The sequence below is a fragment of the Natronorubrum aibiense genome (assembly GCF_009392895.1).
GTDB lineage: Archaea > Halobacteriota > Halobacteria > Halobacteriales > Natrialbaceae > Natronorubrum > Natronorubrum aibiense.
This window is the reverse complement of sequence record NZ_CP045488.1, coordinates 3,100,839-3,113,891: the sequence shown is the minus strand read 5'-3', so window position 1 is coordinate 3,113,891 and position 13,053 is coordinate 3,100,839. Positions and strand designations below refer to the sequence as shown.

General features: G+C 63.2%; 15 protein-coding genes. 2 read left to right on the top strand and 13 right to left on the bottom strand.

Features of this window, described 5'->3' with window-relative positions:
- Positions 1-14 precede the first annotated feature (14 nt).
- The 9 genes from GCU68_RS15400 to GCU68_RS15360 all read right to left on the bottom strand — a co-directional run bounded on the left by GCU68_RS15400 (position 15) and on the right by GCU68_RS15360 (position 7,704).
- Entirely contained in the window at positions 15-1,226 is a 1,212-nt protein-coding gene (locus GCU68_RS15400; RefSeq protein WP_152943078.1) for a TIGR04347 family pseudo-SAM/SPASM protein, read from the bottom strand.
- On the bottom strand, positions 1,223-1,528 hold the full coding sequence (locus tag GCU68_RS15395) for an Htur_1727 family rSAM-partnered candidate RiPP (protein ID WP_152943076.1): 306 nt from the start codon (positions 1,526-1,528) through the stop codon (positions 1,223-1,225). The genes GCU68_RS15400 and GCU68_RS15395 overlap by 4 nt, the downstream gene beginning before the upstream one ends.
- 142 nt (positions 1,529-1,670) lie before the next feature.
- A complete protein-coding gene (locus GCU68_RS15390) occupies positions 1,671-3,506 on the bottom strand; it encodes an acetyl-CoA carboxylase biotin carboxylase subunit (protein WP_152943074.1) in 1,836 nt (611 codons plus the stop codon).
- Between the two features lie 325 nt (positions 3,507-3,831).
- Entirely contained in the window at positions 3,832-4,668 is an 837-nt protein-coding gene (locus GCU68_RS15385; protein WP_193565057.1) for a carbon-nitrogen family hydrolase, read from the bottom strand.
- Entirely contained in the window at positions 4,665-5,111 is a 447-nt protein-coding gene (locus tag GCU68_RS15380; RefSeq protein ID WP_152943072.1) for an SRPBCC family protein, read from the bottom strand. Before GCU68_RS15380 ends, GCU68_RS15385 begins: the two co-directional genes overlap by 4 nt.
- A 78-nt stretch (positions 5,112-5,189) precedes the next feature.
- On the bottom strand, positions 5,190-5,414 hold the full coding sequence (locus GCU68_RS15375; protein WP_152943070.1) for a DUF7123 family protein: 225 nt from the start codon (positions 5,412-5,414) through the stop codon (positions 5,190-5,192).
- A 93-nt stretch (positions 5,415-5,507) separates the two neighbouring features.
- The gene (locus GCU68_RS15370) at positions 5,508-5,690 is read right to left on the bottom strand and encodes a DUF7525 family protein (RefSeq protein ID WP_152943068.1); all 183 of its coding nucleotides are present in this window, start codon (positions 5,688-5,690) and stop codon (positions 5,508-5,510) included.
- 110 nt (positions 5,691-5,800) lie between these two features.
- Positions 5,801-6,157 carry a hypothetical protein gene (locus GCU68_RS15365; RefSeq protein ID WP_152943066.1) on the bottom strand — a complete coding sequence of 119 codons (357 nt, stop codon included), beginning with the start codon at positions 6,155-6,157 and terminating at the stop codon, positions 5,801-5,803.
- A gap of 2 nt (positions 6,158-6,159) precedes the next feature.
- Positions 6,160-7,704 carry an acyl-CoA carboxylase subunit beta gene (locus tag GCU68_RS15360; protein ID WP_152943746.1) on the bottom strand — a complete coding sequence of 515 codons (1,545 nt, stop codon included), beginning with the start codon at positions 7,702-7,704 and terminating at the stop codon, positions 6,160-6,162.
- A gap of 158 nt (positions 7,705-7,862) precedes the next feature.
- Here GCU68_RS15360 and GCU68_RS15355 point away from each other — a divergent pair, with 158 nt between their 5' ends.
- Positions 7,863-9,215, top strand: coding sequence for a sodium-dependent transporter (locus GCU68_RS15355; RefSeq protein WP_152943064.1), 1,353 nt, complete (start codon positions 7,863-7,865; stop codon positions 9,213-9,215).
- 58 nt (positions 9,216-9,273) lie between these two features.
- Here GCU68_RS15355 and GCU68_RS15350 read toward each other — a convergent pair whose 3' ends face one another.
- On the bottom strand, positions 9,274-9,996 hold the full coding sequence (locus tag GCU68_RS15350) for an SDR family oxidoreductase (protein ID WP_152943062.1): 723 nt from the start codon (positions 9,994-9,996) through the stop codon (positions 9,274-9,276).
- 172 nt (positions 9,997-10,168) lie between these two features.
- Positions 10,169-10,618, bottom strand: coding sequence for a response regulator (locus GCU68_RS15345; protein WP_152943060.1), 450 nt, complete (start codon positions 10,616-10,618; stop codon positions 10,169-10,171).
- Between the two features lie 246 nt (positions 10,619-10,864).
- On the opposite strand from GCU68_RS15345, the gene GCU68_RS15340 reads away from it, so the two are divergent.
- Complete coding sequence (locus GCU68_RS15340) at positions 10,865-11,524, top strand: glycerophosphodiester phosphodiesterase (RefSeq protein WP_152943058.1); 660 nt, start codon at positions 10,865-10,867, stop codon at positions 11,522-11,524.
- Positions 11,525-11,531: 7 nt separating this feature from the next.
- Here GCU68_RS15340 and GCU68_RS15335 read toward each other — a convergent pair whose 3' ends face one another.
- Positions 11,532-11,930: a secondary thiamine-phosphate synthase enzyme YjbQ gene (locus GCU68_RS15335; protein ID WP_152943057.1), complete on the bottom strand. Its 399-nt coding sequence runs from the start codon at positions 11,928-11,930 to the stop codon at positions 11,532-11,534.
- Positions 11,931-11,957: 27 nt separating this feature from the next.
- Positions 11,958-12,989, bottom strand: a complete 1,032-nt coding sequence (locus tag GCU68_RS15330) for a HEAT repeat domain-containing protein (RefSeq protein WP_152943055.1) — start codon at positions 12,987-12,989, stop codon at positions 11,958-11,960.
- Between the last annotated feature and the right edge of the window lie 64 nt (positions 12,990-13,053).

Below are 13,053 nucleotides of genomic sequence, written 5' to 3'. Positions count from 1 at the left end.
GAGTCGCTGCCGGTTCAATCGGCACCAGCGCCGACGGCCGAGTTGGTGCCGCGTACTTCTGTATCCGAGAGATAACATTGCGGGTCCGGTGCGAACAGGTCACCGGTCGCCGCGAGCGCCCGCAGTCGCGAGCCACCGCGACAGATCGACTGGTACTGACAGTCCGCACATTTCCCCATCAGATACTGCTCACGGTTGCGAAGCGCCTCGAGCAGCGGATTCGACTCGTCCTCCCAGATCTCGCCGAACGGCCGGTCTCGAACGTTCCCGAGGCTGTAGCCCTGCCAGAACTGCGTCAGGTGGACGTTGCCCGTGTAGTCGACGTCTGCGACTCGCTCGCCCGTCGGATCGCCGCCGTTTCGCTCGAGGTAGTCGTAGATCACTTGCGCCTGCTTCTCGCCGAGTTCCTCGCGGGCGTACTCCACGAGGAAGGCGGCGTCGGCGTAGTTACCGACCAGTAGCGTTTCGATCTCCTCGCCGCGGTCGTGATACTCGAGGGTGAGATCCGCCACTCGATCGACGGCGTCGCGTTTCGCCTGCTTCGAGAGATCGGCGTCGGCGATCTCGGCCCCGCGGCCACCGTAATCGAGGTGGTAGAAACAGAACCGATCCAGCCCCTTCTCGGCGAGGAGGTCGACGACACCTTCCAGATCGGCCGCGTTAGCCTCGGTGATCGTGTACCGCAGCCCGGTCTTCAGGCCGACGTCCAGACAGTTTTCGATTCCGCGGACGGCGGCATCGAACGCGCCCTCCTGCCCTCGAAACCGGTCGTTTCGTTCCGGCAAGCCGTCGACCGAGATGCCGGCATACTGCAGCCCGGCGTCTCGCAACGCCGCGGCTTTCTCGCGAGTGATCAGGGTGCCGTTCGAGGACAGGACGGGCCGCAGCCCAAGGTCGGCGGCGTAGTCGACGAGTTCGACCAGATCGTCTCTTACGAGCGGCTCGCCTCCCGAAAAGAGAATCACCGGCGCGCCGTAGTCGGCGAGGTCTTCGAGGAACGCCTTCGCTTCTGCCGTCGAGAACTCCCCGGGCGCAGACTCGAGGTCCGCGCCGGCATAGCAGTGCGAACAGTAGAGGTTGCACCGTCGCGTGGTGTTCCAGACGACGACCGGGCGGCGCTGTTTGTCCTCGGAGATCTGTGGTTTCGAGGAGCCCTCGGCTGCGTCGTAGCGAAGCCCGTCGCCTTCGGCGTCGAGATCACAGAGGAGTTTGCTGATCGAAATCACGTCTCACTCACCTCCAGCGGGCGGTCCTGTTCGCGGCGTTCCCCGGCGTCGGTTGTTTCGGCCGCGAGTCCGCGCGTCGAGTACCGCTCGACCTCGGCGGCCGGACAGAGCCACAGATCGACGGCAGACTCGCCGAACAGCGTCGAGGCGTGTTCGTAGGCCGTCGCGGCGTTTGCGGCGGCGACGCTTCCGACGTGTTTCAACGGTCCGTCTTCGGTCTCGCGGACGAACAGCTCCCACTGTGGTTCCGGGTTGGCCCGTTCGTCAGTCTCCACCCGCTCGAGTCGTGACGTCTCGACCATACCGACACGTTAGAAACGGGGTGCAAGGTCGTTCACCCAAACTCCCAGCGCGTGGGAACACCCGCTCGAGCGACCGAACTCGTTCGCTCCGACCGTCCGAAAAAATCGACTACTGGTTGCAGCTGTTGCGGTCGCCGCGACGTTACTCGAGGACGACCAGCACGTCACCCATGTCGACGCTCTGGTCTTCCTCGACGGCGATCTCCGAGACGGTCCCGCCGCTCGAGGCGACGATGTCGTTTTCCATCTTCATCGCCTCGAGGACGACCAGCACGTCGCCGGCGGCGACCTCGTCGCCGACCTCGACTTCGATGTCGAGGATCGTCCCCTGCATCTCGGCGTCGACGACCTCGCCGTCGCCTTCGATTTCGACCTCGTCGCTCGAGCCGCCGGCTGGCTCCGGACGGCTGGCCTGTGCGTTCCCGCCGACGTCGACGTCGCCGGCCGGGATGGCGGGTGCGCCGTGTTCCTCGAGTTCGACCTCGAAGCGCTTGCCGTTGACCTCGACGGTGAACTCGCGCTCGACGCTCTCCTCGTCATCGTCGCTCGCGCCGTCGCCAGTGTCGCCGCCCCACTGCTCCTGGGCGTCCTCGATACGGCTCTGATCGAGTTCTTCGTCGAGATACTTCGTCGTGTGCGTGCTCGCGACGAACTCCTCGTCGGTGAGCATCAGGCGGTGGAACGGGATGACTGTCGGGATGCCTTCGATCTCGTACTCCCGCAGGGCGCGCAGCGAGCGCTCGATACACTCGTCGCGGTCCTCGCCCCAGACGACGAGTTTGGCGATCATCGAGTCGTAGTCGGTGACGAGTTCGTCGCCTTGACGCAGCGCGTCGTCCATGCGGACGCCGACGCCGCCCGGCGGATCGTACGTCTCGAGCGTGCCACCGGTCGCGGGCGCGAAGTCGTTGGCTGCGTTCTCGGCATTGATCCGGAACTCCATCGCGTGGCCGTTGATCGAGACGTCGTCCTGATCGAAGTCGATCTCTTCGCCGGCGGCGATCTTGATCTGGCGCTTGACGATGTCGATCCCCGTGATCTCCTCGGTAACCGTGTGCTCGACCTGAATCCGAGTGTTGACCTCGAGGAAGTAGAAGTTCGTGTCCGGACCGAGCGGACCGTCGCGGTCGGCATCTTCTTCGACGAGGAACTCGACGGTGCCGGCGTTGGTGTAGTCGGCCGCGGAGACACCCCGACGGGCCGACTCGCCGATCTTCTCGCGCAGTTCGTCCGACAGCGCCGCCGATGGGCCCTCTTCGATGACCTTCTGGTGGCGGCGCTGGAGCGAGCAGTCACGCTCGCCCAGATGTCGGACGTTGCCGTGTTGGTCGGCGACGATCTGGACCTCAATGTGACGCGGGTTCTCGAGATAGCGCTCAAGGTACACCGAGTCGTTGTCGAAGTACGCCTCACCCTCGCGCTGGGCGCTCTCGAGTTGGTCTTCGACTTCGCTTTCGTCCCAGACGACCTTCATGCCGCGGCCGCCACCGCCGCCTTCGGCCTTGATCGCGATCGGGTAGCCATGTTCCTCACCGAACGCCTTGACTTCCTCGGGGTCGGTGACGGGGTCGGTCGTCCCGGGGACGATGGGGACGTCGGCCTCCTGCATGATCGAGCGGGCTTTGGTCTTCTCACCGAGGGCTTCCATTGAGTCGCCGGACGGGCCGATCCAGGTGATGCCGTCGGTTTCCTCGACTTTTCGGGCGAACTCGGCGTTCTCGGCGAGGAAGCCGTAGCCGGGGTGGATGGCGTCGGCGTCCGCTCGTCGTGCGGCGTCGATGACTGCCTCGTGGTCGAGGTACGAGTCGGCCGCGCGGGCTGGGCCGACGTTGTACGCCTCGTCGGCGTAGCGGACGTGTCCGGAGTCTTTGTCGGCCTCGGAGTAGATCGCAACGGTCCCGACGTTTAGCTCCTCGCACGCACGCATTACTCGAACGGCGATTTCCCCACGGTTCGCTACCAGAACCTTCCTGAACATTCCTGTCAGAACCAACGCGAAGCCCCTACCTTACTTTTTCGCAACGGGTCGCTCGAGGACGCCACTTACGGCGATCCGTGGAGGGCCCGACAGGACAACGGGTCGCCCGGCTCTCGTCGCCAGCGCTCGTGTCCGATGAAGGTACGAAAGAGGATGTGGGCGAAGACGAGGAGGCAGCCGTGGAGTCGCTCGTTCCCGGGAAACGAGCGTGCGACGGGCCGGAGCGACGCGCAGTGCCGGTCGTGACGTGAAAAGCGCCGTAAACCGGCATCCGTACTATCGGGCCACAGAATAAAAAGACAGCGGTCGGCGAACCGCTCCCGGCCTACAGCCGGCGGTCCCGAAGCGCCGGGAACTCCTTACGGACCCGTTCGAGCGTGGCCAGCTCGATATCGGCCGTCACCAGCGTCGGCTCGTCGCCGCTCGAGGCGAGCGTGGTACCCCACGGATCGTAGACCGTCGATCGGCCGAGCAGCGTCGCGTCCGCGCTCTCGAAGTGACCGGAGCCGTTGATCGTCGCGACGAACGCTTGATTTTCTATCGCGCGCGCCCGAGAGAGCGTCTGCCAGTGTTCGATACGCGGATACGGCCACGCGCTGGGAACGAGTACCAACTCCACGCCGGCGTCGATCAGCCGCCGGTAGAGTTCCGGAAACCGCAAGTCGTAACACGTCGTCGCGCCGACGGTGACGCCGCCGATCGTCGCCGTCTCGATGCGCTCGCCGGGGACGAGCAGCTCCGATTCCGCCGACTGGTAGCCAAAAAGGTGGTGTTTCCGATAGACGAGTCGTGTCTCGCCGGTCGCATCGAACAGTGCAGCAGTGTTTGCAAGCCCCTCGTCGGCGGGCGTGTCGACGGTTTCGGTCGCCGCCAGATCCTCGACGATGCTTCCCGCGAGGACGGCGAGGCCGTGGTCGGCAGCCGCCTCCCGCAGCCGCGTAAACGTCTCGCCCACGAACGGTTCGGCGTGGCGCTCGTAGCTGTCGAACGCAAAGTAGCCCACGTTGAACAGTTCGGGCAGCGCCACGAGGTCCGCACCACGGTCGGCCGCACGCGAAACCGCCTCGAGCGCGCGCTCGACGTTGTCCTCGACATCGGTCGCCTCGATGTGCAGCTGGGCGAGTGCGAGCCGGAACGTGTCGTCGTCGGTCGCCATCGTCATCGCTCCTCGGAGCGTGTCGTCTGCAGGTCTCGCTCGAGTGCACGCCGGAGGTTCTCGAGTTCGCCGTCCAGATTATGCTTGAAGAACTTCTCGACGCCGGGCAGTTTGCCGTCGACGACGAAGTGGTTCTCGAGGCGCGTGCCCCCGTCGGTTTCGACGATTTCGTGTTCACCGGTGACGGTCAACACTTTCGATTTCCCGACGAACTTGACGTACGACGGTGGCTCGCGAGTGATGTCTTCGGTTTCGACGCGAACCGTTTTCCGAACGAGCGGGATCGGGAGTTCGACGTGCCAGGTCACTCGCCGACCGTCCGGATCGTCGACGGTGTACTCCTGGACGACGCTGATCGCCCGCGCACGGTTTTTCGGATCGGCAATAAACGCCCAGACGTCTTCGGGGGTTGCCGACAGCTCGAACGAACGGTCGACCCGTACAGTCATGCCACTAACTGGGACCGTCTGTAATAAAAAGACCGCGGCCCAGCTCGAACACCGAGCGCGAGGCCGCGTGCAAAGAGCTCAGCTAAGGGTAACTTTCCACGTGGTCGAGCGAGCGCGACCCCACTTTTCGATGTCGACGTCGTCCGATTTTTCCGCGAGGTGGGGGAGCCGAACGCCGACCTGTTTCGATGACAGCCCGATCGCGTCGGCGATGTTTTTCGCCCGGAAGTACTGTTCACCTCGGGCGGCACTCTCTCGGAGGTACGAGAGAATTCGCTGCTCTTCGTTGGAGTAGTCGGTCATCGTCCGTACGCACCTATACGGGGCCGTCGCTCTTAACTGTTGGCTGACGATCGGTGACCAATCGCCGGACAGAACCGGGATGGCGGTGCGGTCTCAGTAGAGGTGAATCCCGACGACAGCGAGCGAACCGAAGAGCATTGCGGCTGCAAAGCCCCATGCCGCCGTCACATCCGGTGCGCCGATAAACATCACCAGCGCACCGATCGTCGCGATCGCGCTCAGCACAAGTGCCAGTCCAACGCTCATGTCCGTCGTTGACTCGGATTCCGTAGCCATGACCGGGAGTTGTGGATGATGTGCCTTAATGGCACTCATTACGCCACTTCGGAGCGCGCCGCTTCTCGAGTGCGAGACACAAAAAACAGCTTCTCAGAGCGGAGTGGCGTCTAGAACCGGTTCGTCCGCCCGGCAGCCGACCACGGGTTGGTCGGCGCATCGCGTGGGACGCGAACGGTTCGGTGTTGTTGGGCCTGTACGCGGCCGGCAAACGACCAGCGTTTGCCCTCCCACGTCTCCTCGCCGCTTGCTGCCGCCGCGGCGACCGCGAGCGCGTGATCGTGGAGGTGCGCGCCGACCGCTGCGGCGATCGCCGCCGCCTCCTCCTCGGTGGCGTTGTCGGGAATATCGAGGTCGACGTCCGAGAGGACATCCTCGAGTGCGGCCGGCTCGTCAGCCGGTGACTGTGGCCCCGGCTCGGCGGCGTGGCCGTCGTCGACTTCGACGTTCGACTGTTGTGTGGTCATCCTTACAGTGGGATGTTGCCGTGTTTCTTGTCCGGCTGCTCTTCACGTTTCGTCTCGAGCATCTCGAGGTCGGCGATCAGGCGTGGGCGCGTCTCCGTCGGCACGATGACGTCGTCGAGGAAGCCTTTGTCCGTCGCCGTGTAGGGGTTGGCGAACTCCTCGCGGTACTCCTCGATAAGTTCGTCACGGAGTTCGTCCGGATTGTCGGATTCCTCGAGTTCGTTCCGATAGAGGATGTTGACGGCACCCTGTGGCCCCATGACGGCGATCTCGGCAGTCGGCCACGCGTAGTTAACGTCCGCGCCGAGGTTCTTCGAGGCCATGACACAGTAGGCCCCACCGTAGGCTTTCCGGGTGATGACAGTGAGCAGCGGGACGGTCGCCTCGGAGAAGGCGTACAGCAGCTTTGCGCCGTGACGGATAATGCCACGGTGTTCCTGATCCGTCCCGGGCATGTAGCCGGGAACGTCGACGAACGTGACGATCGGGATATTGAACGAGTCACAGAAGCGGACGAACCGCGACCCCTTCATCGAGGCGTCGACGGTGAGCGTGCCGGCGTTGACTCGCGGCTGGTTGGCGACGATACCGACCGAGCGCCCGTCGAGTCGACCGAAGCCGACGACGATGTTCTGTGCGAAGTTGTCCGCGACTTCGAAGAACGAGCCCTCGTCGACGACCGAGTCGATGACGTTGGTCATGTCGTAGGGCTTCTGTGGGCTCGGCGGCACGATATTCTTGAGGTCCTCGTCGCGGCGATCTGGGTCGTCCCACGGCTCGACACGCGGTGGGTCCTCGACGTTGTTCTGCGGGAGGTACGAGAGCAAGCGCTTGATGTCGTCGAGCGCCTGTTCTTCGCTCTCGCAGGCGAACTGGGCGACACCGGTCTTGCCGGCGTGAGTCATCGCCCCACCGAGTTCCTCGTGGGTGACTTCCTCACCGGTGACGGTCTTGGTGACGCCGGGCCCGGTGATGTACATGTGACTCGTGTCTTTCACCATGAAGATGAAGTCGGTGATCGACGGCGAGTAGACTGCACCACCCGCGCAGGGCCCCATGATACCCGAGATCTGCGGGACGACACCGCTGGCTTCCTGATTGCGGCGGAAGATTTCGGTGAAGCCGGCCAGACTCTTGACACCCTCCTGAATACGTGCCCCAGCAGAGTCGTTGAGGCCGATGATCGGCGCGCCGACTTCCATCGCCATGTCCATGACCTTACAGATCTTCTCGGCGAACACTTCACCGAGCGAACCACCGAAGACGGTAAAGTCGTGTGCGAAGACGAAGACGGTTCGGCCGTTGACCTCACCGTAGCCCGTGACGACGCCGTCGCCCGGCACTTTCTTTTCTTCCATGCCGAACTGGCTCGTCTGGTGGGTTCGGAGCTGGTCGAACTCCGTGAAGGTGCCCTCGTCGAGGAAGTAATCGATCCGCTCGCGAGCGGTCATCTTCCCCTTGTCGTGTTGTTTTTCGATTCGCGCTTCGCCGCCACCGAGGCGAGCCTCTTCGCGAAGATCCTCGAGTTCGTCGATGCGCTCTTCCATCGTCATGCTCGAAACACCCCTGTCGGATTCATACGGGTTTCTGCGAGGACCAACAGGAAAAGGATTCCGTAACTCTTTCACGATTAATAACCGGACGGGGGCGATCTGATAGGGCAACCACAAAAAGTTATATAGGGTCGGTTTTTAAAAAGGCGGGTATGGCACAACGTGAGTCATGGGCAACACGAACAGGCTTTATCCTTGCTGCAGTCGGCAGCGCAGTGGGATTAGGAAACATCTGGCGGTTTCCATACCAAGTGGGTGAGCAGGGGGGTGCAGCGTTTTTGGTTATATACCTTCTATTGATCGTTGGTATCGGTTTTCCAGTTATTCTCGTTGAGTTCGTCGTCGGACGGCATACAGAACGAAATCCGGTCGGTGCATTGAAACAGATAGGAAGCGGCGTGTGGACGAAAATCGGCTGGATTTTCGTCACAGCCGGGTTTGTGATCCTTTCCTACTACAGCGTCGTCGCCGGCTGGACGCTCAGATACGTCTTCCTTGGACTGCAAGGAGAATACACCGTCGACGGTGCGCCCGACCAGTTCGTCCAAGTCGCGAGCGGCCTCGATGCCGTTTTTCTGCACGCGATCTTCATGGCGGCGGTCATCGCGATTGTCGCCCTCGGCATTGAACGCGGGATCGAACTCTCCGTGAAGATAATGGTCCCGGCCATCATCGTCATCTCGCTCGGCCTCGCCGTCTACGCGTTCACGCTTGAAGGAGCAGGTGAAGCGTACGCGTACTACCTCTCGCCTGAGTTCAGCACGATCGCGAACAACTGGACGCAGATCCTTCCGGCAGCCATCGCACAAGCCTTCTTTACGTTATCACTCGGGATGGGCGTGATGATCACGTACGCGTCCTACCTCGGTGAGGATCGAAACCTCGCCGAAGACGCCGGAATCATCGCCGTCCTCGACACCGGAATTGCGTTTATTGCCGGTCTCATCGCGTTCCCGATTCTTTTCACAGCGGGTATTCCGGCCGGGGAGTCCGGACCTGCACTCATCTTCATCAGTCTCGCAGCGGCGTTTGCCGAACTACCGTTGGGCGGCATCCTCGGTGCGATTTTCTTCGCCACCGTCGCCATCGCTGCGCTCTCGAGTGCGATCAGTATCATGGAAGTCGTCGTCTCGTACCTGATCGACGAACGCGGCGTCGGTCGCGTTCCCGCAACGGTTGCACTCGGTGTCGCTATTTTCCTTGTCGGGACCCCGGCCGCACTGGACCTCATCTTCGTCGACCTCTATGACGGCTTCGCAAACAGCATCCTCCTCGTTCTCGGTGGCCTCTTGCTCTCGATCTTCGTCGGGTGGATCGTTCCGGATCTCGCACTCGATGAGGTCAGCAAAGGCGTCAAAAACATCGGATCGCTGGGGCTGGCGTGGCTCTGGTTCATTCGAATTCCAGTCGTCGTCGCGTTGATTCTCATGGTCGCTCTGAACGCCTGGGACTACTTCGGCTTCCTGACCGGTGACTTCGCCGACTGGCTGAACACGAACCTCTAATCGGCACGAACGACGTTTCGAACACTCGGTGTTTTTTTGCAGTCCGCTCAAGGACGCGTTAGGCCTCGCCGTAGACCGGAACAGCAGCGCCGCTGGTCACTGCAGCCCCCTCACTACAGAGGAAGGCGATCACGTTCGCGATGTCGGCCGGGTCGACCCACGAGTCGTGATCTGCGTCGGGCATCATCTCCCGGTTCATCGGCGTATCGATCACGCTCGGCATCACGCAATTCGCCCGAACCGTGCCGCGGTTTTCCTCGGCAAGCGTTTCCGTCAATAGGCGAATCCCGGCTTTCGTGATCCGGTAGGGACCGTCGCCCTCGCCGCCTTCGAGCGACGACCGCGCGCTGACGCTGACGATTGCCCCCGCCGTCTCCTGAAGGTGGGGGAGGGCGTGTTTCGAGGCCAGAAACGCCGTCTTCAGATTGACATTCATCAGGAGGTCGAACGCCTCGAGATCGGTGTCCTCGATGTGGTCGCCACCGCGCCACGTGCCCGCGATGTTACAGAGGTGGTCGATCCGGTCGTGGTCGTCGACGACGGCCGAGACGAGGCGAGAAACGTCGTCCTCGTCGGTCAGGTCGGCCTCGTAGAACTGGACCCCCGAATCGGGCTCGAGCAGGCTGTCTTCCTCGTCGGGAGCGACAACGTCGACGGCACAGACGGTCGCGCCGGCCGTTCGAAATCGCTCGACGACGGCGCTCCCGAGCGCGCCGCTTGCACCCGTGACGACGGCGACGGTATCGTCGAAATCGACATCGAAGTCGGTAACTGGTGACATACAACGATCTTCGACGGCGTCGTAGATTAATGCGGGGGGGAGCGGCCACACAGTCGTCGGGCCACTATAGTAGCCACTGAAAGTCAATGCACACCGCATCGCACGACGACTGTGCGATGCGTGTGTAAATCGTTTCAGTTGTTACTATAGCTCGACGGCGACAGCGTCAGTGTTACGGGGACAGCGGCGGCAACGCGGCGTGCTGGAACCAAAAGGCTGCGACGGCTTCGGCCATCGCCGCATACTCGTCCGGGTCCGTCGGCTTCGTGAGATAGGCGTTCGCTGCGAGTTCGTAGCTCTCGAGGATATCTTCGGTCGCGGCCGAGCTCGTGACGACGAGAACGGGTATCGGTGCGAACGTCGAGTCGGCTTGCACCGCCTCGAGAAACTCGAGCCCGCTCATTCGTGGGAGATTCAGATCGAGGAGGATGAGATCCGGAACGAACGCCTGTTCCCGTTCGTATCGCTCCGAGAGGAACTCGAGTGCGTCGTTTCCATCGACCGTGACGTGAATCGTCGTCTCGATCGAGAGCTGGTCGAACGCGTCCTGAATGAGTCGGATATCGCCGGGGTTGTCCTCGACGAGCAACAGTTCGAACGGCTCTTCGAATCGAGTATTCACGGATCGACCACCACGCAACACCATAACACCGGGGGAGAGACGATTGCCATCAGGAACTATACTCGCTCTCTCGTACTGGCGGAACCCGTTTAACCGTACGTACTAACCACTTTGGAACTCGCCGCGAGTGGACACTGAAACCCACCGGCAGCGCCGTCTCGAAGAAATAGGGACACCCTCGAGCTGTCGGATCGGCCGGTCGGGACAACGGGATACTGAAGTCGGTCGCCACCAATGTGTGGGCGAATGCGTTTGATCGCCCACCGTGGATTCGCCGCGACGGCGCCGGAGAACACGATCGGCGCACTCCAGTCGGCGGCCGAGTACGCAGATGCCGTCGAGTTCGACGTTCGCCGCTGTGGCTCGGGCGAGCTCGTCGTCTTTCACGACGAGACGATCGACCGCGTCACCGATGGCGTCGGTGCCGTCGCCGACACCACGCTCGAGGAGCTTCGCGACCACACCGTCCTCGAGTCCGGCGAGCGGGTGCCGACGCTCGAGGACGTACTCGAGGCGCTCCCGCCGACGGTCGAACTCAACATCGAGATGAAAGTGACCGGTATCGCTGCGGACATCCTCGACGCCATCGCTGACGTCCCGAATCGGGTCGTGACGACCTCGTTTCTGGTGTCCGAACTGCGGACAATCCGCGACCTCGACCCCGAGCAGCCGATCGGTCTGCTGGCAAGTCGCCACCTCGAGACGCCCGTGACGACGGCCGTCGAACTCGATTGCGACGTCATCGGTGCGAACTACGTGCGGTGTCTAACGACCGGCCTCGTCTCCCGGGCGACCGACGTCGACCTCGAGATTCACGCGTGGACGCTCGAACGGCACGCGGTGGCAACGCTGCTCGAGTGGCGCGGTGTCGACTGCGTCTCGGCCGACCGACCGCTTCGAGTGTGACGACGGGCTACTCGCCGACGGTCGTCACCGTGACCGTTCGCGTGCGCGGCCCATCACACTCGAGCAACAGCACGGACTGCCAAGTTCCGAGCACTAACTCGCCGTTTTCGACCGGAATCGTCACGTCCGGACCGACAAGTGCCGCCCGAAGGTGGGAGTCCGCGTTCCCGTCCAACTGATCGTGTGCGTGGCCCTCGTCGGGGACGAGGTCTCGGAGAAATGACTCGATGTCGCCGCGCAGCCGCGGTTCGCTTTCCTGCACGAGGAGTCCGGCCGTCGTGTGCTTGACGAACGCGGTCAGGGTCCCCGACTCGAGGTCGTCGGGAACGGCGTCGGCAAGCCGGTCGGTTACGTCGACGGTCGTCAGCCAAGAGTCGGTCTCGACCGAAAACGTCGTCCGTGTCATACGGACCCCGACGCGGGCCAGCGACCACTAGTTTGGGGTCTCCGAGACGCGAGCCAGAGCCCAGTCGGCCCGCTCACGGACGGTCGAGGATGGATCCGAACTCGCGAGCGCCGCGAGCCGATCCGCGGCCGCCTCGAGGCCGCCGTGGCCGAGCGCAACGCACGCGCTCGCCCGTACGCGCTCGTGATCGTCCTCGAGTAATGCGAGCAGCGACTCGCGTGCGTCTTCGATCGTCACCGGCGACTCGATAGCGATGCGAGCGAGCGCGACCGCGGCGTTGGCTCGCGTGTCCGGGTCGTCGCACTCGAGGGCGTCCGTGAGCTCGGTTCGAGCCGGTTCGACTGCGCTGGGTGCGACGTAGGCGACATCGGCGAGACAGCCGATGGCGTTGTTCCGCAGCGAGGCCTCGTCGTGGTCGATCAGCGCCACCGCGTGCTCGACGAACTCGAGCGTCGGCAGCGATGCTTCGGATTTTGACAGTCGGCCCAGCGCCGACAACGCCGGCGTCCCGTTGACTTCCGGAGTCGTCGCCAGTGCATCGGTCAGTACGGGGACGGCCGGCTCGAGCGCCGCCGGCCGCTCCCTCGAGAGCTGTGCGAAGACACGAACGCCCCAGCGGTCGTCGTTCGAACGGCGGTCGACGATCGCCGCGAGCGTCTCGACGTGATCGACGACGGCAGCCGACTGTTCGGCCGCGAGCGTCTCGAGTCCGCGAAGGAGTTCGCGCGTCGCCGGCTCGGTCGGGTTGTCCGCAGCAAACGAGACGAGCACGTCGACCGACGGCGCGACGTCGGACGGCGATTCGGCTGCGAGTTCAGCCAGACAGTACGCAACCCGTTCGTGGTCGTCGAACGAGGGCTGCTCGAGCAGTCCGCGGAGTTTCGGAACAGTCGGAATACACGCCTTCGGCTGGTCTCCTATGGCGTCGTGGATCGTTTCGACGGCCGCCCGCTGCTCGGTCGGATCATCCGTATCGAGTTGTGCGAGAACTGACGGCAGCTCGAACGCGTCCCCAGCGGTTCGTCGCTGCTGCATCGTCTTCCCCCCATGCCCATCCATTACGTCCCGAGGATGTGTGATCGACGGTAAAAGCTTTCCGGGATTTGATTCGAACGTCGATGAA